Source organism: Paenibacillus ihbetae, assembly GCF_002741055.1.
In the GTDB taxonomy this organism is placed as follows: Bacteria; Bacillota; Bacilli; order Paenibacillales; family Paenibacillaceae; genus Paenibacillus_AQ; species Paenibacillus_AQ ihbetae.
Window position 1 is genome coordinate 4,813,578 of record NZ_CP016809.1, and the last position, 21,827, is coordinate 4,835,404.

13 protein-coding genes are annotated in these 21,827 nt (G+C 54.2%); 10 read left to right on the forward strand and 3 right to left on the reverse strand.

The window, feature by feature from the left end; all coding sequences use genetic code 11:
• Window positions 1-47: 47 nt before the first annotated feature.
• Together BBD41_RS21620 and BBD41_RS21625 are read left to right on the forward strand one after the other, a co-directional pair.
• Complete coding sequence (locus tag BBD41_RS21620) at window positions 48-2,336, forward strand: helix-turn-helix domain-containing protein (protein ID WP_157929326.1); 2,289 nt, start codon at window positions 48-50, stop codon at window positions 2,334-2,336.
• Between the two features lie 144 nt (window positions 2,337-2,480).
• Window positions 2,481-7,559: a choice-of-anchor I family protein gene (locus tag BBD41_RS21625; protein ID WP_099478689.1), complete on the forward strand. Its 5,079-nt coding sequence runs from the start codon at window positions 2,481-2,483 to the stop codon at window positions 7,557-7,559.
• Between the two features lie 96 nt (window positions 7,560-7,655).
• Here BBD41_RS21625 and BBD41_RS21630 read toward each other — a convergent pair whose 3' ends face one another.
• Genes BBD41_RS21630 through BBD41_RS21640 form a run of 3 tightly spaced genes read right to left on the reverse strand, consistent with a single transcriptional unit; the run spans window position 7,656 to window position 10,711 of the window.
• Window positions 7,656-8,774 (reverse strand): saccharopine dehydrogenase family protein, encoded by a 1,119-nt coding sequence (locus BBD41_RS21630; protein ID WP_099478690.1) that lies wholly within the window; start codon window positions 8,772-8,774, stop codon window positions 7,656-7,658.
• Window positions 8,768-10,198, reverse strand: coding sequence for an MFS transporter (locus BBD41_RS21635; RefSeq protein WP_077567678.1), 1,431 nt, complete (start codon window positions 10,196-10,198; stop codon window positions 8,768-8,770). The genes BBD41_RS21630 and BBD41_RS21635 overlap by 7 nt, the downstream gene beginning before the upstream one ends.
• Before the next feature lie 57 nt (window positions 10,199-10,255).
• Entirely contained in the window at window positions 10,256-10,711 is a 456-nt protein-coding gene (locus BBD41_RS21640; protein ID WP_189636064.1) for a MarR family winged helix-turn-helix transcriptional regulator, read from the reverse strand.
• Window positions 10,712-11,175: 464 nt separating this feature from the next.
• On the opposite strand from BBD41_RS21640, the gene tyrS reads away from it, so the two are divergent.
• The 8 genes from tyrS (at window position 11,176) to BBD41_RS21680 (ending at window position 21,779) form a co-directional block, all read left to right on the forward strand.
• Window positions 11,176-12,435 (forward strand): tyrosine--tRNA ligase, encoded by a 1,260-nt coding sequence (tyrS, locus tag BBD41_RS21645; protein ID WP_099478691.1) that lies wholly within the window; start codon window positions 11,176-11,178, stop codon window positions 12,433-12,435.
• Between the two features lie 371 nt (window positions 12,436-12,806).
• A complete protein-coding gene (locus tag BBD41_RS21650) occupies window positions 12,807-13,844 on the forward strand; it encodes an ATP-binding cassette domain-containing protein (RefSeq protein WP_077567676.1) in 1,038 nt (345 codons plus the stop codon).
• On the forward strand, window positions 13,841-14,659 hold the full coding sequence (locus BBD41_RS21655) for an ABC transporter permease (RefSeq protein ID WP_077567675.1): 819 nt from the start codon (window positions 13,841-13,843) through the stop codon (window positions 14,657-14,659). Before BBD41_RS21650 ends, BBD41_RS21655 begins: the two co-directional genes overlap by 4 nt.
• Window positions 14,660-14,794: 135 nt before the next feature.
• Complete coding sequence (locus tag BBD41_RS21660; RefSeq protein ID WP_077567674.1) at window positions 14,795-15,748, forward strand: glycoside hydrolase family 43 protein; 954 nt, start codon at window positions 14,795-14,797, stop codon at window positions 15,746-15,748.
• A 456-nt stretch (window positions 15,749-16,204) separates the two neighbouring features.
• Window positions 16,205-17,944: an extracellular solute-binding protein gene (locus BBD41_RS21665; RefSeq protein ID WP_077567673.1), complete on the forward strand. Its 1,740-nt coding sequence runs from the start codon at window positions 16,205-16,207 to the stop codon at window positions 17,942-17,944.
• 29 nt (window positions 17,945-17,973) lie between these two features.
• The gene (locus tag BBD41_RS21670; protein WP_077567672.1) at window positions 17,974-18,942 is read left to right on the forward strand and encodes an ABC transporter permease; all 969 of its coding nucleotides are present in this window, start codon (window positions 17,974-17,976) and stop codon (window positions 18,940-18,942) included.
• A 15-nt stretch (window positions 18,943-18,957) separates the two neighbouring features.
• Entirely contained in the window at window positions 18,958-19,893 is a 936-nt protein-coding gene (locus tag BBD41_RS21675) for a carbohydrate ABC transporter permease (RefSeq protein WP_007127493.1), read from the forward strand.
• 38 nt (window positions 19,894-19,931) lie between these two features.
• Window positions 19,932-21,779 carry a glycoside hydrolase family 2 protein gene (locus tag BBD41_RS21680; RefSeq protein ID WP_099478693.1) on the forward strand — a complete coding sequence of 616 codons (1,848 nt, stop codon included), beginning with the start codon at window positions 19,932-19,934 and terminating at the stop codon, window positions 21,777-21,779.
• Window positions 21,780-21,827: the final 48 nt, after the last annotated feature.

A 21,827-nucleotide genomic window follows, 5' to 3' on the forward strand; every position in this document is an offset into this window, starting at 1 on the left:
TAATAAAGGTACATTACAGCTGAGCCGCCTAGGAGGGAAATATCTTAGTGAGATCATGGATGAAGTCTTGGTGCAAGGAAATCGGTCACGGGCTTAAGCATTCGAAGCGGTTCTATCACTATCTGTTTTCTTACGTATTGATCGTTGTCGTGCTGCTGTTTATCATTAGCTCCGTCGTATACGGATCCTTCATTTCCGTTATTCAGAATGCAGCTGAACAATCAACGACAACCCAACTGCGGCAAATTAAAGAAATCGTGGATACCAGGGTCAAAGAAATGGATCTTACGGCATTGCAAATCACGCTGAATCCAGCATTGACACCATTCATGATCTCCCAAGATGGGTACGGGATGTACTCAGCGGTCAATGAATTAAGGAAATATCGTTCATCGAACGGATTTATACAAGATGTGGCGATTTATTATGAAAGAAACGAACAGCAGCTTCTTTATGCTTCCAGCGGAACGTACAAATTGCAAAATTATTTAACGTCGGACGACATATCTCCTATAACAAAAGGAATAAACAAACGCCTGGATGACAAGGGGAGATTGTTGTATGTTCATCCGCTGCCGGAGAAATACGGACTTATCCTCTTTGTGATAAAAGAACAGGAGCTTCGAAAGATGATCCGGAGCTCCTTGAACGGATACAGCGGGTTTATTTATATTCTCGACGATCAGGATTCGCCGGTCATGAGCGTTTCCAATCACGATTCCGAGAACAAAATGGCCGCGGTGTTCGAAGCAGTGAAGCAAGCAAGCCAAGAAGCGATGAAAGACACCGTTACTGTTGAGGGCAAGCCGTATTCCGTGCTGCCTATTACATCCGAAACCACAGGGTGGTCTTATATTGCCGTATTAGATCAGGGGCAGCTGCTGAGTAAAGTGAACGAAACAAGAACCATATTTAATTTCGCAGTTACGGCTGTTTTGCTGATCGGCATCATCATGGCGATTGTGTTTTCGATTCGGAATTACCGGCCGATCCGCAAGCTTGCGATTATCGTTAATGAACGGGGAATTTTTAAGACACCGTCGGACCGGGACGAGCTAAAGATCATATCGGAGGCTTTCGGCGAGATTGCCAAGGAGAATGAGAGCTTATCGCTGGAACTGAAGAGTCAGGCCGCATTATTAAAGGAACGGTATATTTTAGCATTGTTAGACGGAAAACTGGACGGTCATCTAATTCCGGAAACCTTAGGGCACGCATCGCTGCAATTCGACAAACCTTATTATGCGGTACTGTTGTTCCGGATCGATGATATACAAGCGTTCACCCTGACTCATACCTCATCGATGCAGGACGTTATCCGATACAGCTTGGTGAAGATGTTGGAGGATTTGGCGGATGAAGTTGGCCGCGGATACGGCGTAGAGTTTCTTCAAGGGCGCGGGGTCGCGCTAGTGCTTAATATGAGGGCGGGGCGGGAAGATCTGCTGAAGCCGCTAGTAAGCTTAGCCGAGAAGGCAACCAGTCTGTTTCGTCAGTATTACAGTCTCACAGTGACCGTCGGAGTGGGGGGAGTTCACGACGATATCGCGATGATCCATAAATCCTTCGCCCAGGCCGATTATGCGCTGCGGCACAAGCTGGTTAAAGGTGCGGGCAAGGTGATTGCGTATCACGAGATCAAGCAGTCGAAGGAAAATACCATTTGGTATCCGCTTGAGATGGAGAAGCAGCTCGTCATGGCGATCAAGCAAGGTAACGGCGAAGAGGCCGAAAGCGTACTGTGTCATATGATGAGCAGCGTTGCCGCGCAGCCGATCTCGATTGAGCAAGTCGAATATATTTGTTTTGATATGATCAATACAGTCATTAAAACATCTGTGGAGATGAATATTCCGCTTGATAACGCCGATCTGACCGTGGAGCAAATGTTTGCCTCGCGCTTCGAAACCTTCTCCGAGCTCGAGCGCTTAATGATCGACTATTGTCAACAAATATGCAATTACGTGGCAAGTCAAAAGGACAGTAAAAACCGCGGCCTGCTGGAGCAGCTTCGGGTCTTCGTGCACGAGCATTACACGGATCCGTCGATTGGTCTGGAGTCCATTGCCGATGAATTCGGTTTTTCCGCTTCATATTTGACAAGGTACTTTAAAAATCAAACGGGACAATCCTTGAAGCACTATATCGACCAGGTTCGGATGGAGAAAGCGAAAGACCTCCTGATTCATTCGGACAAGACATTAGGGGATATTGTACAGGAAGTTGGTTATGTCGACCCTACGAATTTTATCAGAAAATTCAAGAAGCTCGAAGGCGTCACTCCGATCCAATACCGGACAATTGTTCAGTCGGGACCACTTCCTGTCTCTAAATGATAAAGATCGTTCATTTAATTTAGTGATCCATATAAAACATTAGTAAGACTCCTTTACATAAACCGTGATTTCCGTTGAGCGGCCGTTAACAATCTCTCTTTACACTCTATAGTTGAATATAGAATTGGAAGAGGGGAACCGAATTTGAAGGATAGAACAATGAAGGCGGTATCGCTGTTTATAGCGGCGGAACTTACGATGGCCTCCCTATTTTCGACAGGCACCGTATTCGCAGACGCGGGAGTCGATCCGTCCCAAACGCACAACGCCCAAGCCCAGCAGGCCGCAGCTCCGATGGCCGCTGATTTTGGCATCACGGAAACAGATTATCCGGAAGCGTATGTGAACGAGCCTTATTCGGTCATGATCGATGTATACGGCGGGCAAGCGCCTTATACTTACGTCGCCGCAGGTTTGCCTGCCGGTTTGTCGATGAACCCGGATACCGGGATCATCGAGGGCGTCCCAGCGCTGGGAGAAGAGGGCGCGCACTCCGTTGAAGTGACGGTTGCCGACAGCTCCCCTGTTCCGTTCACGGCGCGGCGGGCGTTTACGCTTCAGGTACTGGGCTTGCGTCAGGCGCCGGTTTCTATAGCGGACAAGCTCGACATGAGGATGATTGGCCATTATGCTGTCGGCACCTCCAATAAGGATGGCGGCGTAGCGGAAATCGTCAAATACAATAAGGAGAACCGCAAGCTTTATTTGGTCAACGGCTCGACGCAGCCGGCCAGCCTGGAGATCATTTCGCTGGAGGCTAACGGGAGTCTTGTGAAGGATAAGGGAATCGACGTCCAGGCGCTCGCCGAGACGGACGGCTTCAAGTACGGCGATCTGACGAGCGTGGATGTGAATACCGAGAACAAGCGGGTCGCAATCGCGGTCCAGGAGCTGGATCACACGAAGCCCGGCAAAGTGCTCGTACTCGATTACGAGGGCGCTCTGCTGGAAACTTATGAGACCGGCGTTCAGCCGGATATGATCAAATTCACGTCCGATGGGCGTTATATCCTGACGGCCGATGAAGGCGAGCCCCGCACCGAGACCGCTCCCGATCCCGAAGGCAGCATTACGATCGTGGACACGGTTACCCATGAGGTTAGCCATCTAAAATTCGACGATCCGTCAGTCATTGACGATACGGTTCATATCCGCGGCTCTGTTGGTGCGGACGGTCAAATCCGAAGCGCCGGCACCAAGGCGGACGCCATCCGCGATCTCGAGCCGGAGTATATTTCCCTCTCGGAAGACGAAACGACTGCATATGTTTCCCTTCAGGAGAACAATGCGATTGCCGTAGTAGACCTGGCAGCGAAGACGATTCGTTCGGTCAAAGGTCTGGGCTACAAGGATTTCAGCAAGCCGGAACATGCGCTGGATCTGCTGAAGGACGGGCAAATCAAGTTCGAGAACGTTCCGTTCTACGGCATGTACATGCCGGACGGCATCGCGACTTACAGCGTGGGCGGACAGCAGTTTATCGTGTCCGCTAATGAAGGCGACGCAACGGGCTGGGATGAGCGCACCAATGAAAGCAAAGTAGGAGATATGAAGGCCCTGCTTGATCCTTCCTCTCCGGCAGCCCAATTTCTGGCGGATAAAGGAACGACCTACGATAAGGTTGAAGTTGCGAGCGATATGGGCAGCGACGGATTGTATATGTACGGAGCGCGCTCCTTCTCCATCTGGAATGCGGATGACATGTCCCAGGTGTACGACAGCGGCAGCGACTTCGAAAGAATTACGGCAGACCGCTTACCGAAATATTTTAACGCGAGCAACGACAAAAACGAGATGGACGGCCGAAGCTCGAAGAAAGGCCCTGAGCCTGAATATGCAGCCGTCGGCAAGGTCGGAGCGAAAACGCTGGCCTTCATCGGCTTGGAACGCATCGGCGGCGTGATGACTTATGACGTGACGAACCCTTCTGCGCCCGAGTTCCTGAACTATTTCAATACGCGGGACTTCGAGGCGGGGATTACCTCCGACTCCGGTCCCGAGGGCTTGGAGTTTATCCCGGCGTCGGATAGCCTGACCGGGCGGCCGCTGCTGCTCGTAGCGAATGAGGTCAGCGGAACCGTGGCGCTGCTCGAGCTTCAGGTTACCAAAATCACGCTTGACCAAGCCTCGCTGAAGCTGACTGCGGGCGGAGCCGGCGTGGGTCTGAAGGCAGTGGTAGAAGCTTCGAATGGCGGCTCCTCCGAGCTGGAGTGGAGCTCGTCGGATGAAGCGGTTGCGATCGTGGACGCGAGCGGAACGGTGACTCCATTAACTCCGGGGGAAGCCGTGATTACCGTCCGGAGTAAGGACGGCTATGGCTCTGCGGAGGCTAAAGTGACCGTTACGGACGGTCCGGCCGATGAGGAAGGCTGGAAGCTGACGATCATGCATACCAATGATACGCACGCCCATTTGGGCGATGTGGCGAGACGGGCAACACTGGTGAAGCAGGTGCGTGAGGAAGGCGGTAACAGCCTGCTCCTGGATGCAGGTGACGTATTCTCGGGCGACCTGTACTTTACCAAATGGTTCGGTTTGGCCGATCTGGCTTTCATGAATTACATGGGCTATGACGCCATGACGTTCGGCAACCATGAATTTGATCAGGGGACCAAAGCGCTCGCGGAGTTCGTATCCAAGGCACAGTTCCCGCTGGTGAGCGCTAACGTCGATCTCAGCCGGGACGCAGCAATCTCGCATCTTCTCAAGCCGCCGGCCGTCATAGATGCCGCTCAGCCGAAAACGACGGCGAACAGTGGAGTGTACCCTTATGTGACGATGCTGGTGGACGGGCACAAGATCGGCATATTCGGCCTTACGACCGAGGATACGGCCGAAACTTCAAGCCCGGGCAAAGACGTGATCTTCAATGAAGCGGCAGCCTCGGCCAAATCGACGGTCGAAGCGATGGAGAAGGACGGTCTGAACATCATCATTGCCTTGTCGCACCTGGGCTATGCCAAGGACAAGGAGCTGGCTGAAGCCGTTGAGGGCATCGACCTGATCGTCGGCGGACATACCCATACCAAGCTGGATGCCCCCGAAGTTGTGACAGACCGCCGGCACGAGACGCCGACCGTCATCGTGCAGGCGAATGAATGGGGCAAATATCTCGGCCGCGTGGATCTGGAATTTGATGAGCACGGCAATGTGTTGACGGAGGAAGGCAAGGTTGACGGCAAACTGCTGGCGGTCGACGCCAGCGTGGAGGAGGACGAGCAGGCGAAGGCTATGCTGGCTCCTTATAAAGCCGAGCTGGACGAATTAATGAAGCAGGTGATCGGTACGGCTACCGTTAAGCTGGACGGCGAGCGGCAGAATGTCCGCTCGAAGGAGACGAATCTGGGCAATCTGATTGCAGACGGCATGCTCGCCAAAGCTAAAGAGCTTAAAAACGCCGACATCGCGCTGATGAACGGCGGCGGCATTCGCGCCTCCATCGACGAAGGCGAGATTACGATGGGCGAGCTGCGGACCGTGATGCCGTTCGGCAACACTTTGTTTGTCCTGGACCTCACCGGACAGCAGCTGAAGGACGGGCTCGAAAACGGAATCAGCGGCGCCAAGCTGGCGGATCTTCCAGGCAAATTCCCGCAAGTCGCCGGTATGAAGTTTAAATGGGATCCTTCCGCTCTGGCTGGAGACCGGGTGTACGATATTATGATCATGAAGGACGGCAGCTACAAGCCGCTGGTTCCGACCGAGACCTATCGGATGGCGACCAACAGCTTTGTAGCTAACGGCGGAGACGGTTATAAATCCTTTGCCGAAGCGATTGCGGAAGGGAAGTATAACGAGGATCTGGGTTATCCGGATTATGAAATTTTCATGGAGCATGTGAGCAAGCTCGGCGGAACGGTGTCACCGAAAGTAGAGGGGCGGATCACCGAACAGAAGAAACCTGCAAACCCCGGAAACGGAGGCGGGTCGACTGACCCGGCCCCTGGATCCGGCTCCGGCGGCTCGGGAGGCAGCAGCAATGCGCCGTCTGTAACGCCGCCGTCAACGGGCGGAGAAGCAGCGCCGTCCGGTGTCCTTGAGGGGAACGATCTTATCATCAAGGAGGACGGTGCCGTTGATCGGATCACGTTGAAAGAAGAGGCTTGGAACAGAGCGGTAACCGCATTGTCCGGAGAACAGCAGGAGCTGGTCGTGCGTGCTCCTGAAACGAACGGTGCTGCAGAGCTGTCCATTCCGGCAGAATGGGTGAACCGAGCGGCAGCGAAATCGAAGCAGGCGAAGCTGGTGCTGGAAACAGCGTCTGGCGCGATCCGACTTCCGATTGAGGCGCTTAAGGGCGAGGGGAATGTTAGCTTGTCCGTGACGCCTGTTGACAGCGCCGCGGTATCTGCCATGAGCGGCAAGGCCGCTTCCATGGGGGCCAAGCTGGCCGGAAACGGCGGAGCTCGGATCGGCGCAGCAGTAGGGCCGCAAGGCAAGGAGCAGCCGATCAAGGATTTCGGCAAGCTTCCGGTAAGCCGAATCCTGCCGCTCCCGGCAGGCAAGAATCCGGCAGCGGTCACGGCTGCGATCTATGACGAGGGAGCAGGTGTCTTCCGGTTCGTTCCTGCCGTGCAGACGATCTGGCACGGACAGCCTGCCGTCGAAATCAAGCATGCGGGCAGCGGAATTTACACATTGCTGGAATACCGCAAATCGTTTGAAGATCTTAACGGGCACTGGGCCCGCAAGGAAATCGAAGCGATGGCCTCCCGCCTGCTGGTAAACGGCGTCAGCCCGACCTCGTTCGCCCCGGGCAAGGAGATGTCGCGCGCCGAGTTCACGGCACTGCTCGTGCGGGCAATGGGATTGGGTCCGGTTACGGGCGGCGGGGACTTCCGCGACGTTCGCGACGGCGACGCCTATGCAGGCGAGATCGGCGCTGCAGTCGAGCATGGCATCATCGAAGGCAGCGGGGGCAGCTTCGCGCCGAACGCCGCCTTGACCCGCGCCGAGATGGCCGTGATGGTGAACCGTGCGATGAATGCGGCAGCCGCCGTACCTGGGAACGGAGGGCAGGGCAACTCGGCTGCATTCCGGGATCAGGCTTCAATACCCGCCTGGGCGGTGAACGATGTAAGCCGGCTCGTGCAGCTGAACATCGTGCAGGGCGATCACCGCGGTCGATTCGCGGCACAAGCGCCGGTTACCCGCGCGCAGGCTGCTCTGGTCCTGATGCGCACGTTGCAAACGTTGGGTTTTATGGATAAAAGCGTAGAATAAATGGCAGCCGTCCTGATGGAATTCATCGGGACGGTTGTTTTATTATATTAGACATCGGGAATGAGTCAGCCCTTAACCATCAAATGATCGATTTTCTCAGCTTGAGGTCTCTGTCATCTGGTCCGAGCCAGGCGACGTTCCGATGCGAAGCCGTGATGACATATGGGCCATCTCCTTCAGTTCTTCGTCGAAGGAATCAATGGTGAACAACTGCTCGATATGAAAGACACCGTGCGGCATATGGGAAGTGTAGAGCTTCCTAGCCACGATTGCAGTTGCTTTTGCAGTGACTTCGGCCTCGTGAACGCCTTGCAGGAAGCATTCCACAAGAGCTGGCTGGTCCTGCTTCTTGCCCACCGCATCGACTTTTAATGCGAACGTGGGCTTACCGATCCGCATGGATGCAAAGGCTTTAACAGCAGCATCCCGAATCCAGGGTATATTCAGCAGCTTGAGGCCGCCCAGCCGTTTGAAACGGGATAATAACCCGGTGATGAAGGGGCTGTCAAAGCAAAGTCGTGTCGATATGCTGGGCACTTGGAGCGTACGCGGCAATATATGCTGATCGGCAAAATTGAATCGATATGCTGTACGGCTGCCCTGTCCGTTGCCGAAATCCGTTTTGCGCCCGTCGGCAAAGCTGGTATGCTGTATCACTTTCCCTTGCTCCATCGTCGTGAAGTTGGAGCGCAAATTATCAACGGTCCATTCAATGGCTGCTTTACCGTGGGAATCTCCGAGACCCAGCATAAGCGAAATATAGATAGCCTCTGTAACATCCAAATGCTGCTTGGCATGGAGCGATAAAAGATTCGACATGCCCGGTGCAAGACCGACGCTGAGGATGACGGTAGCCCCATGAGTAACGGCCAGGGGATGCATCAGCTCCACTTGAGACAACAATCGATAATCCGCCGAAAGGTCTATATAATGGATGCCTTGCCCGATACAGGCTTGAACGAATGCCGAATTCTGTTGGTCCAAGCACATGATGACCAGCTTCACTTCGGACAACAACGCGGGGTCTACGCCTGCATCCGCATCGATGCGCAGCGGCTCCACGCGGCCCTGCGTGGCGCGGCTGAATGCTTCGGCCCGCTCTTGACTTCTTCCTGCAGCGAAGACTTTGCCGGGATAGAAGTGGGCGAGGTCGTTGCATATCATTTGTCCTACATGACCATATCCGCCAATGACGACGATTTTATCTTTCAACATCCTGTTTCCTCCGATTGTTTAGAAATAGGCTTGCTTCGGCGCTCTATGTACGCTCCATATCCCAAAGCAGCGCAGGAACATAGGCCGATGATCACGTTGATTCTAAAAATCCGTTCAAAATCTGCAATCGAAAACTCCGTTCCCGCATGTCCGGTTACCATGCCGAGACCTACAGCCGCACCGAGGGCCATTCCGGCATTTCGTGTCAGTGCAATCATGCCTCCAATCGAACCGGCATACCGGAAGGGGACGCTGCGCATGATGTAACCGTTGTTCGGCGCAGCCAGGCAGCCCATGCCCAGCCCCATCCAGGCAAGTACGGCTACCAGGCCGGGGACCGTCAAGTAAGCTAGAAAATAAGAAAAAACCGCAAGTCCAGTTACGATGCACCCGAGCCCGATGAACATGAGCAGCCGGGGATTGATTCGGTCGGATAAATGTCCGGACACCGGGCTTGATATGGCAAACAGCAGGGGATAAGCCGTCATGATCAAGCCGATATACGCGGGAGGATATGAGGTCATATGGGACAAATAAAAAGGCATGACCACTAATATGGCATTAATCAGCACAAAGGAGGCACAGCTTGTCACTAGCCCCGATAAGACCGAAGGGATGCGCAGAACTTGCAAAGGTAAAAAGGGGACGGGCAGGCGCGATTCACGCCGCAAGAACAAAGCGAGCACGAATCCGCCGCCGACAAAAACCGAAAGGATGATTGCAGAAAACCAGCCCTGCGCATTCCCGCTGGATAACCCATAAATCATCGATGCGATAATGGCAACGAATAACAAGGCGCTGACTCGGTCTATGGATGGCGAATCGCCGCTAGGACGCTGAATGGGGATGAATCGGTAAGCGAGTGCAACCGCTCCGGCTGCAATGGGCAGATGTATCAGAAATAACCAATGCCAGCTTAACCGCTCGGCAATAAGTCCGCCGGCGAGCGGGCCGGTCATGGCTCCCAGGGCGACGACCGAACTCATGATGCCGAGGGCGCGGCCTCTTTGTTCTTTAGGATAATAAAGCTGGATCAGCGCAATATTGGTTGCTTGAAACATGGCGGCTCCAATCCCTTGGAGGATTCGAAACGAGACTAGGACAAGAACGTTCGGAGACAAGGCGATCAGAAGAGAGCTTACGGCAAAGATCAAGTAGCCCATATTATGAATGAGACCATGCCCGTAACGGTCGCCCAATTTCCCCATGATCGGCAGCAATGCCGCAATGGCAAGCAAGTATGCCGTCGTAATCCACTGCAGGATATCCAAATCCGTTTGGAATACCGATGTAAGGGAAGGAAGCGATACATTCACAATGCCGGCAGTAAAATGGGTCAGAAATGCGCCAGTACAGATTGAAAACAAGACCCACAATCGATGTTTCGCTGTTCCGATGAGAGCCGGATGGGTATCAAGATTCATGGGAAGCCTCCTTCGGATTTTAGTTTAGATTCTAAACTATTTATCGAAAAAAAATAGTTATTTGCTCAGCATATTATTTAATATCTCAATGCTCTTCTCAAAAATTTTTATTTCTTGCTCGCTAAGCTGCGATCTCAGCTGATTATAGAATTCGAGATGCACGGCTTCGTGGGCCCGATATGCCTCCTTTCCGTCTTCGCTGAGCGAAACGATCGAGCTTCTTGAATCATGAGGATGGGGGGAACGGGTCACGAGCGATTTGGCTTCCAGCCGATCAACCACCTGCGTGATGGCTCCCTTTGTCACGCCAAGCCGCGAGGCGAGCTCGCTCATGAGGATGGCTCCGTCATAACCGATGGCGTCAATCGTATGGATCTCGCTTGGCGTTAATTTGCCTGCACGGCCGAATGTATGAGGCTGGCGCTCCAGGCGTCTCAGCTGCAGGATCAGCCGGCCTAAGTTCTTGCTGCCGCGGTTCGCTTCCTGATGGGTTGGATTGGATTCATTATTCATGCCATTAGTTTAGAATCTAAACAATAGGCTGTCAAGTATGGTGTGAACCCCGAGCTGTAAGATCGAATCAGATGGCCAGTTGACATTCAATTCGTATTTCACTATACTGTCTGTAATCTTATATAGGATATACGTTGAAAGAGCCCAGTAGCTTGCTTAATCCCTGTTCCAGAAAGCCGAGGAGGATGGAACCTTGGCACATATTAAGCTGGCGAAATACACTCTGGAGTATCTCGGGTAATGCCGAGCGGGATTAGGCGAACGTTAACTCGCCGACGAGTGGCATCCTTGCTTGCGGCCTAGGCGCCGGCGCTTGGAGGGGTGCAATCTGGGTGGTAACGCGGTGTTCAATCGTCCCTGTGTCTGTCATAGACATGGGGGCGTTTTTTTTATGGTTTTATAACCGAGCCTTTTAAAGCTTTTTGACAAGCAGAAGTTTACGAATTCAAGGAGTGGATGCAGAAATGAACATTATCGATGAACTCGAGTGGCGCGATGCCATCAATCAGCAGACGGATGCCGAAGGCCTCCGCGAATTGACGAATGAAAAATCAATCTCCGTATACTGCGGCGTCGACCCGACCGGCGACAGCATGCATATCGGGCATTTGATTCCGTTTATGGTCCTCAAGCGCTTCCAGATGGCAGGACACCGTCCGGTCATTCTGATCGGGGGCGCGACCGGGACGATCGGCGATCCGAGCGGACGCCAAACCGAGCGCTCGCTGCAGACGCTCGAGCAGGTACAGGCCAACGTGGACGCCCTGACCGAGCAGATGAAGAAGCTGTTCATCACCGAGGGCGACAACCAGATCCGGTTGGTGAACAACTACGATTGGACGAAGGACATCGGCGTTATCGAATTTTTGCGCGACTACGGCAAAAACTTCAGCATCAACACGATGCTGGCGAAGGACGTCGTGGCAAGCCGGCTGGAAAGCGGCATTTCCTTCACGGAGTTCTCGTACCAGATTCTGCAGTCGCTGGACTACCTGCATCTGTACAAGAATTTCGACGTGCAGCTCCAGATCGGGGGCTCGGACCAATGGGGCAACATCACAAGCGGCCTTGACCTCATCCGGAAAAAGGAAGGCGCGGAAGCCAAGGCGTTCGGCTTGACGATTCCGCTGATGCTGAAAGCCGACGGCACGAAGTTCGGGAAAACGGCCGGCGGCTCGATCTGGCTCGATCCGAAGAAAACGACGCCGTACGAGTTCTACCAGTTCTGGGCCAACACCGACGACCGTGACGTCGTGAAATACTTGAAGTACTTCACGTTCCTCTCGAAAGAGGAGATCGAGGAGCTTGCCCATAAGGTGGAGACCGAGCCGCATAAACGCGAAGCGCAAATAACGCTTGCCGAGGAAATGACGCGGTTCGTGCACGGCGAGGAGATGCTGGAGCAGGCGAAGCGCATTACCGCAGCGCTGTTCAGCGGCGATATCAAGTCCTTGACGGCCGATGAGATCGAGCAGGGCTTTAAGGAAATGCCGACCTACGAGGCAGGTCCGGAGACGAAAAATATCGTGGATTGGCTGGTCGACCTCGGCATCGAGCCTTCCAAGCGGCAGGCGCGTGAGGATATCAATAACGGCGCCATCTCCATGAACGGCGAGCGGATTAGCGATGTCGGCCATGAAGTAACCGCCGACCAAGCGATCGGCGGCCGGTTCATCATCATCCGCAAGGGGAAGAAGAACTACAGCTTGGTCAAAATGTCGTAAGAACATCCTCTGATGCTCGAAATAAAATAAGAAAGTGCCCCATAAGATCACTAGATCTGCGGGGCACTTTTTTTGCTTGGTAGGACGCTTTTAAACACGAAGCGCTCCGAAGCCGGTTTTTTTCAGCATGAAATGACTTTTTCTTTCATAATACGAAGCGCTTCGAAGCTGATTTAGCATGAAATGGCGCTTTTCTTTCGTATACGAGGCGTGCCGATAACTGTTGCGCCACGCTTTGTAAGGCGCTTCGTGCAATGATCGCTTGAGAAGCTGCGTTTGTTGCTTGAGGCAAAGTAAGGCGGATTTAAATTCCGTTTAAATAAGCATGTTACCCTCCTTACATAAATCATCACGATGAAGGAGGAAATAAATTGAAGCAGATCAATCCATACCAATGGGAGCCAGGCAGCGGGGATTGGGCAGTTGAAGCGCACGGGCTCGTCAAAACGTTCGGCGACAACCGGGCGGTCGACGGGGTGGAGCTCAAGGTCCGGACCGGGAGCATTTACGGCGTGCTCGGGCCCAATGGCGCTGGCAAGACAACCACGATCCGGATGCTGGCCACTCTGCTGCGGCCGGATGCCGGCTCGGCGCGAATCTTCGGCTACGATGTGCGGAAGGAAGCGCAGATCGTCCGGCAATTGATCGGGGTCACGGGCCAGTACGCGTCGGTTGACGAATCGCTCAGCGCGACCGAGAACCTGATCATCTTCTCAAGGCTGCTCGGGCTTGGACGCGCGGAAGCGAAACGCAAGGCGGGACAGCTGCTTGAGGAGTTCGGCTTAACGGAAGCGGCAAAGCGGCCGCTCAAGCAATTTTCCGGCGGCATGCGCCGCAGGCTCGATTTGGCGGCAAGCCTGATCGCCCAGCCGCCGCTTATTTTTCTGGATGAGCCGACAACGGGGCTCGACCCGCGAACGCGATCCCAGATGTGGGATACGATCCGCCGGCTGGTGAGCACGGGGTCGACCGTACTTCTCACGACGCAGTATCTGGAGGAGGCGGACCAGCTGGCCGACCGGATCGCGGTTATCGATCACGGCAGGGTCGTTGCCGAAGGGACCGCCGATGAGCTGAAGGCATCGGTTGGCACCTCGTCGCTGCATTTGCGCGTCGGTGATCCGGCGAACATCGAGCAGGCTCGCCAAATGGTTGAACGTGTGCTCCAGGCGCCCTCCATGGTATCCCCGGAGGCCGGAGCGATCACGGCTCCGATGGCGAATGCCGATCTGGTGACGGACCTGCTGATCGAGCTTCGGGCATCGGGGATCGGCCTGGCTGAGATGAGCGTCCAGAAGCCGACGCTGGATGAGGTGTTCTTGACCATTACCGGGCATGCCGCGAAGGCTGAAACATCGCATCCGTCCCGGGAACCACATTCGAAGCAAAAGGAGGAGGCAAGCGTATGAGAAGCACGATGACGATGAAATCCGGCACCGAATCCCGACTGAAGAACCGTACCAGCTTCGGCCAGTCCCTGCGGAATTCCTTCACCATGGCGTACCGGGGGCTGCTGAAGATCAAGCGAACGCCGGAGCAGCTCTTTGACGTGACGATGCAGCCGATTCTCTTTACCTTGATGTTCACGTATATTTTCGGCGGCGCCATCTCCGGAGACGTGCAGAGCTACTTGCCAGTCATCATTCCCGGCATTCTCGTGCAGACCGTGATCACCACGTCGGTCGTTACCGGCGTACAGCTGCGAGAGGACATGGATAAAGGCGTGTTCGACAGGTTCAAATCGCTGCCGATCGCACGGATCGCGCCGCTTGCCGGCGCGCTGCTGGCGGACACCGTCAGGTATACCATCGCAACGGTGCTGACCTTTGCCATGGGATATGTGATGGGCTATCATCCGGGCGGCGGCTTGGGGTACGTGGCGCTTGCCGCGCTGCTCGTCATCGTCTGTTCTTGGGCGATCAGCTGGATTTTCGCCTTCTTCGGCGTGATCGCCCGTACGGCCTCCAGCGTGCAGGGCATCTCAATGATCGTTTTGTTCCCGCTCACGTTTCTTTCCAATGCGTTCGTGCCGGTCGAGACGATGCCGGGATGGCTGCAATGGTTCGTGAATGTCAATCCGATCTCGCATCTGGTTACCGCCGTCCGGGACTTGACCAACTCGGGTACCGTCGGCTGGGATTTGTCCATCTCCCTGATCGGCGCCGCCGTCATCGTGGCGATATTCGCTCCGTTAACGGTTCGGGCTTATATGCGCCGGACTTAAATATACTCAATTTAGCATAGACAACCTAAATCGGCATCGGTAAGATGGAACGTAACGCCAAAGGTCCGGGAGGGATCAGGGAATAGCATCCACGCGTAGGGCCTGACGCGCGAAATGCGAAGGGAGATGGAGAAAATGCCCCAAACTGCAACGTTTCACAATCCGATTGTCGAGCAAGCGGCTGATCCTTGGGTGTGGCAGCACACCGACGGCTTCTACTATTTCATGCATACGGCGCGGGATCGTATTGAACTGACGAAATCGGAGTCGCTGAGCCGCATCGCAGCAGGACGAAAGAAAACGATTTGGGCGCCGGAGCCTGGAGGCAGATACAGCCATAACTTATGGGCACCGGAAATTCATCACGTTCAGGGTAAATGGTATGTGTATTACACGGCGAATGACGGGGGAGGGGACGATACCCGCAGGATTTGCGTCCTGGAGAACGGAGAAGACGACCCTATGGAAGGCGAATGGACCTGGAAGGGGGCGCTTGACACGCCCGTTCCAGGTTTGGACGGTACCGTGATGACGCTGCAGGGCCAGCTCTATTTCCTGTATGCCGGATACGGCCGGTTCCCGGATTACGGCTCGGCGATATATATCATGCGTATGGTTGACCCGTGGACGCTGACCGGCGAGCATGTCCTGCTCACCGCTCCGACTCTGGAATGGGAGAAGCAGGGAGGCATGGCCATCAACGAGGGCCCTGTCCTTCTCCATCGGAACGGCCGCATCTTCCTCGTCTATTCCGCCAGCACGACATGGTCCGAGGACTATGCGCTGGGCATGCTGACGATGGACGCGTCCGGCGATCCGATGAATCCGGATGCGTGGACGAAATCCCCGGAACCGGTATTTCGCAAAAGCGTGGAGAACGGCATTTATGCGACCGGCCATAACAGCTTTACGAAGTCTCCGGACGGGACGGAGGACTGGATCGTCTACCATGCCCTGCCTGAACCGGGAGCGGATACCCGCTTGCGCGCAACCCGCATTCAAAAGTTCGGATGGAAACCCGACGGAACGCCGGATTTCGGAATTCCGGCAGGCGATTCCGACACGCTCTACGTCCCTTCGGGAGAATGATGCAGGAGATCCGTATCCCATTGAAAAACGGCAGCCGATAGCAACGAAGGATCCGAAGTAAAAAGCCTTTTGTTACGGAAAATCTGTAATAAAAGGCTTTTTTTATTTCGGGATTATTGATTGTTTCAATCCAAATAGATCGATAGCAAATTGAATTAATGCACCCGAAAACCTTGTCATTATTGAGGTTTTATCTGTATTCAACCCCTCGAAACGACTTTTTGTTATACGATATGGGGAATTGCTTGAAGGAATAATAATTACAAAATTAATGTATGAAAGCGTTGACAGATGATGAAATCATGCCTATACTTCGATTAAAGATACGGTTTTATTGTATTAAACAAGGGTGTTTGTGGAGAGGCCTTTAGCATTTTGATTTCGAAAAGGGGGAAGCAGGCAAGAGCGGGTTTTTGGAACGGAAGGTCAACCAATTTTGATTATGGGAGGATTACGATGAAAGCGAAATTTAAGCGTGTGATTCATTTATTCCTGATCTCCATACTGATGATATCGGCCATAACCGCATGCAGCGGCGGAGGCTCCGGGAAGGAAGAGCCGGAAGGCAACGAAGAGGCCGTATCCACCGAGAAGAAGAACGACGTCGAGTTTACGGACATTAGCGCAAGCATCCGCGGCAATACGGCTCCGACGCAAGAGCAAATCGACGAGGTGAACAACACGCTGAACGATACATACCTCGGCGATGTATACGACGAAGTCATTCCAAGCGATTACTCCGCCTATCCGTTCAAGGAAGAGGTCGTGCTGGATGTTTGGATGCCTGCCAACTCCAACATACCGGATATGAACAACCATGCCGTTCAGAAACAGATCGAGAAATTGACCGGAATCAAGGTGAATTTCATCACGCCGCCGGTAGGACAGGAAGCGGATGCATTCACGCTGATGATCTCCTCCGGCGAGCTGCCGGACATCATCATTGAACCGGGCCGGTATCCCGGAGGGCTGGAAGCCGGGGTTAACGACGGCGCTTACATCGACCTGACCGACCTGATGGAGAAGCATGCTCCGAACTATACGGCCTGGCGCAATTCCCACGAGATGAGAAGGAAGACGACGGTGACGGACGACGGGAGGCTGCTAGGCTTCTACGGAATCGCTCCGTATTCGGAATGGACCTGGTTCGGCATGCTGATCAAGCAGGAAGCCCTCGACAAGACGGGGATGGAAGTGCCGAACACCATTGACGAATGGTACGCATTCTTGAAGAAATGCCAGGAGGTCGGATACAAGACCCCGCTGAACTACGGATCGAGTTACGGCCAAATTTTTACGGGCATCATTAACGGCGCTTACGGCGTATGGGACTGGACCTTCCAGGACGAGAACGGCAAGGTACAATGGGGGCCTGCGCAGCCGAAAGCGAAAGAGTACTTGGCGACCATGCAGAAGTGGAACAAGGAAGGTCTCCTTAACCGCGATTGGGCAACGGCCGACTTTAACCAGCGGATGGCGAGCGCCATTTCGGACGATACGGCGGTCATCATGGACTCCCCGGATACGATGTGGAGCTATTGGAAGGAACAGAACGACATCGATTTCGTTGGTGCGCTGAATCCGATCCTGAACGAAGGCGATAAATCGGCGACGACGTACAAAAACTTCATGCGCACCGGCACCGAGGCGGCGATTACGACCCAAGCGGACAACGTGGAAGCAGCCATGGCGTGGCTGGACTTTAGCTACAGCAAAAAGGGATGGGAACTGATCAACTTCGGCGAGTATGGAACCGTTCATTTGGTGGATGACAAGGGAATGCCGTATTTCCCTGAGAACAGCTACATTTACAATGATCCCGACGGACAGCCGGTCGCCACGACGCTGTGGAAATACCGCATGCACAGCTGGCCGAACATTCGCGACGAGCATCATGCCAACCCGTTGATCGTGGCGAAGGGAAGCTATTCCGGTGAGATCCGGAAGTATTGGACGGAGAACATGGACACCAGCATGGCCATGCCGCCGATCACCTTCACCAAAGAGGAGGCATCGCGCGAAGCCGAGCTTGGAAACCAGCTGTCGACGCTCCGGGGAGAGTATTTTGCCAAGATCATCATGGGCGAGCTGCCTGTCGACGCGTATGACCAGTTTTTGAAGGAAGCGCAGAGCATGGGCTTGGACGAATTTTTAAGTCTCCATCAGGCGGCGCTGGACCGGTATAACCAACGATAGCTTCCATATCGGGAATAGGTGGTAGAATCATGGAGATCATTCGCAAAAACAGGAAGATAAGCCCGGCTCCCGCGGAAGCCAAACTGAGGAAGAGCCTGCTGATCAAGCGGGATATGAAGAAGAATTGGTTTGTATACTTATTGGCGCTGCCCGTGATCGCATGGTACCTGATCTTCTGCTACGGCCCTATGTGGGGCGTCATGATCGCTTTCAAGGATTTCAAGCCGCTGCTTGGATTCGGGGAGAGCGACTGGGTAGGCTTTAAGCATTTCATCGATTTCTTCCAAGGGCCCTATTTCTGGAGGGTCGTCAAGAACACGCTGATGCTGAACGTGTGGGCTCTCGCCTTCGGATTCACGGCACCGATCATTCTGGCATTAATGCTGAATGAGGTCAGGTCGTCCAAGTTCAAACGAACCGTCCAGACCGTTACGTACATGCCGCATTTTATTTCATTGGTCGTCGTGTGCGGGATCATCCACATTTTCACGGCGGATGAAGGAATCATTACGCAACTGCTGCAGTTCATTACAGGCAAAGAGTACTCCTCGCTCCTGGGGTACGCCTCATTCTTCCGGCCGATCTATACGTTTTCCGGCATCTGGCAGAGCATCGGCTGGGACAGCATCATTTATCTGGCCGCCATGAGCGGGATCGACCCGGCATTATACGAGGCGGCCGAAATCGACGGCGTCAGCAGGGTGAAGAAAATGTGGTACATTACGCTGCCCCAGATCAGTCCGGTCATCATCATCTTGTTCATTTTCGCGATCGGCGGCTTGATGTCATCGGGCTACGAGAAAATCATCCTGCTGTACAATCCGCTCACCTACGAGACGGCCGACGTCATCGCTTCCTACGTGTATCGCCGGGGCCTCAGGGAAGCCAGTCTGAGCTATTCCGCCGCGGTGGGGCTGATCAGCTCCGTCGTTAACTTCGGACTGCTCTGGGTGACGAACTACATCGTGAAGCGCAGATCGGAAACCAGCTTATGGTAGGGGGAGGAGATGGCCATGATCGATAACAAGAAGATCAAAGCACGAGGGAAAAGAAAGCATAAATCGGTGGGAGACTTCGTATTCGATTTCGCGAACTATACATTGTTGGCCGCGTTGACGCTGGTATGCTTTTATCCGATCCTGCATATCCTGTTCGCTTCCGTCAGCGACCCTACCGCTCTGATTGCCCATAAAGGCGCGCTGTTCAAGCCGCTTGGATTTACGCTTGACGGATATAAGCTGGTATTTAAGGACAACAGCCTGCTCAATGGGTACAAAAACACGATCATCTATGTCGGGCTCGGCACGCTTGTCAACATGGTGATGACGATACTGGGGGCATACGTGCTGTCCAGGCGGGACCTATATTTCAAAAACTTCATCATGATCCTGATCACGATCACCATGTTTTTCGGCGGCGGCCTGATTCCTTGGTTCCTGCTGATGAAGGACATCGGGCTGTACAACAACCTATGGGCCATGATTCTGCCGACCGCCATCAGCACATGGAACATCATTATCCTGCGGACCGCCTTCCAGGCCATACCGAGGGAGCTGGAGGAGGCGGCCGTTATTGACGGCGCCGGCCAGGCGAAGATTCTGGTCAACGTTATCCTGCCGCTGTCGAGGGCGACGCTCGCCGTCATATTCTTGTATTATCTGGTCGGGAACTGGAACTCCTGGTTTAATGCGATGGTGCTGCTTAAAGACCGGCAGCTGTTCCCGCTGCAGCTGTTAATGAAGGAAATTCTGGTGGCGAACGATGCCACGGCAACGTCGATCGGGAGCGCCGGCGGCGTCGTCATTAACAGCGCCCAGAGCGCGAACGCTTTCCGGGAGCTGGTGAAGTACTGCGCGATCGTCGTTTCGACGGTGCCGATTTTAATGGTATACCCATTCCTGCAGAAGTACTTTGTTAAAGGCGTTTACGTAGGCTCGATCAAAGGATAGATACAACAATGAATCAATGAGGAGTGAATGACATCTTGATGACAGAAACAAACCATACGCAGCCTCCGCGCCCGGAGTATCCGAGGCCCCAGTTCATGCGCAAGGCATGGCTGAGCCTGAATGGAGAGTGGGAATTCGGATTTGACGACGGAGACGTCGGCGAGCAAGAACGGTGGTATGAGGCGGATGGCTCCGATTCGTTCCATCGAAAGATCAATGTGCCCTTCGCGTTCCAAAGCAAGCTGAGCGGCATCGCGGATCCCTCCTTCCATGATGTGGTATGGTATCGGCGAACCTTTCACATCCCGGAAGACTGGAAAGGAAAAACCATTCTGCTTCATTTCGGCGCCGTCGATTATTTGGCGAAGGTCTGGGTTAACGGGCAGCTTGCGGCTGTTCATGAAGGGGGCCACACGCCGTTTCATGCGGATATTACCCGTTTCCTCGTTGAGGGGAGCAACACGCTGGTGGTCAGGGCCGAGGATTTCAGCCGCGACGTGACGCTGCCGAGGGGCAAGCAATACTGGCTGGAGAAATCGGCCAGCATCTTCTACACCCGGACGACGGGCATTTGGCAAAGCGTCTGGCTGGAGCCGTTATCCTCCGTGCATCTTAGAAAAACGGTGGTCACGCCGGACATCGATCGGAATGAAATCCGGATTCGCACCTTCGTTGACGGATTGAAAGCGGCAGATGACATAAAGCTTCAGGTTACCGTAACGTACGGGAACGAAGTCGTGGCTGAGGATCAATATTCGATCCGCAGCGGCGAGCAGCTGCGGACCATCGGCCTCGGGGATTTCACGGATCATGGCCTTGGCCGGCTGTGGAGCCCCGAGCATCCGAATCTGTACGATTTGGAGCTTCGGCTCGTAAGCGGCGAAGAGGTCGTCGATGAGGTTGCGAGCTATTTCGGCATGCGGAAGGTGTCGATCGAGGACGGCAAGCTCTGCTTGAATAACCGGCCGTATTATCAAAGACTGGTGCTGGACCAGGGATATTTTCCGGAAGGCATCCTAACCGCTCCTTCGGACGATGCGCTGAGACGCGACGTGGAGCTGGCCAAGGAGATGGGCTTCAACGGCGTGAGGAAGCACCAGAAGACGGAGGATCCAAGATTCCTCTATTGGTGCGACCGGCTCGGGCTGCTTGTGTGGAGCGAGGCGGCGAATGCGTATGACTATTCCGAAGAGTATGTACGCCGCTTCACCAAGGAATGGCAGGAGATCATCGAGCGGGATTATAACCACCCGTGCATCGTCACCTGGGTTCCGCTGAATGAAAGCTGGGGAATCCCGAATGTCCGCATGGACAGCCGGCAGCAGCAGCACGGGCTGGCCATGTATCATTTGACGAAATCGCTGGATGATACGCGACCGGTGGTGTATAACGACGGCTGGGAGCATATGACCACCGACCTGGTCACGATTCACGACTATGAGAGCCGTCAAGAGGTGCTGGAGAAACGCTATACAAGCGTGCAGTCCGCCGTGGAAGCGATGCCGGCCAACCGCAGCATTTTCGTCGGGGGCGCCTCCTATCAAGGCCAGCCCATTCTCGTTTCGGAGTTTGGAGGCATCGCCTTCAAGAAGAGCGAGTGGGAGGGCTGGGGATACTCGGGAGCGGACAGCGAAGAGGATTTCCTGGTCCGGCTTAAAGCCGTCGTCGACCCGATGCTGACCTCGCCGGTGGTGCAAGGCTACTGTTATACGCAGCTGACCGATGTCGAGCAGGAGATCAACGGTCTGCTCACCTATGACAGAAGGCCGAAAGCGCCGCTTGAGATGATCCGCGCGATCATGACGGGAACGCTAACCGAACCGCTAAGTGCGGAGCCGGATATTGACGCCGAGTCGACGAAGGCAGATCCCGAAATGGTAAGATAGGCCTTTTGCAAATATAGACATAATCAGACATTAAAAAGGAGTAAAGCC

Coding starts and splice junctions, on each gene's coding strand:
- BBD41_RS21680 (WP_099478693.1), top strand. CDS start 19,932: ATGACAGAAACAAACCATACGCAGCCTCCGCGCCCGGAGTATCCGAGG.
- BBD41_RS21670 (WP_077567672.1), top strand. CDS start 17,974: ATGGAGATCATTCGCAAAAACAGGAAGATAAGCCCGGCTCCCGCGGAA.
- BBD41_RS21665 (WP_077567673.1), top strand. CDS start 16,205: ATGAAAGCGAAATTTAAGCGTGTGATTCATTTATTCCTGATCTCCATA.
- tyrS (WP_099478691.1), top strand. CDS start 11,176: ATGAACATTATCGATGAACTCGAGTGGCGCGATGCCATCAATCAGCAG.
- BBD41_RS21635 (WP_077567678.1), bottom strand. CDS start 10,198: ATGAATCTTGATACCCATCCGGCTCTCATCGGAACAGCGAAACATCGA.
- BBD41_RS21655 (WP_077567675.1), top strand. CDS start 13,841: ATGAGAAGCACGATGACGATGAAATCCGGCACCGAATCCCGACTGAAG.
- BBD41_RS21630 (WP_099478690.1), bottom strand. CDS start 8,774: ATGTTGAAAGATAAAATCGTCGTCATTGGCGGATATGGTCATGTAGGA.
- BBD41_RS21640 (WP_189636064.1), bottom strand. CDS start 10,711: ATGAATAATGAATCCAATCCAACCCATCAGGAAGCGAACCGCGGCAGC.
- BBD41_RS21675 (WP_007127493.1), top strand. CDS start 18,958: ATGATCGATAACAAGAAGATCAAAGCACGAGGGAAAAGAAAGCATAAA.
- BBD41_RS21660 (WP_077567674.1), top strand. CDS start 14,795: ATGCCCCAAACTGCAACGTTTCACAATCCGATTGTCGAGCAAGCGGCT.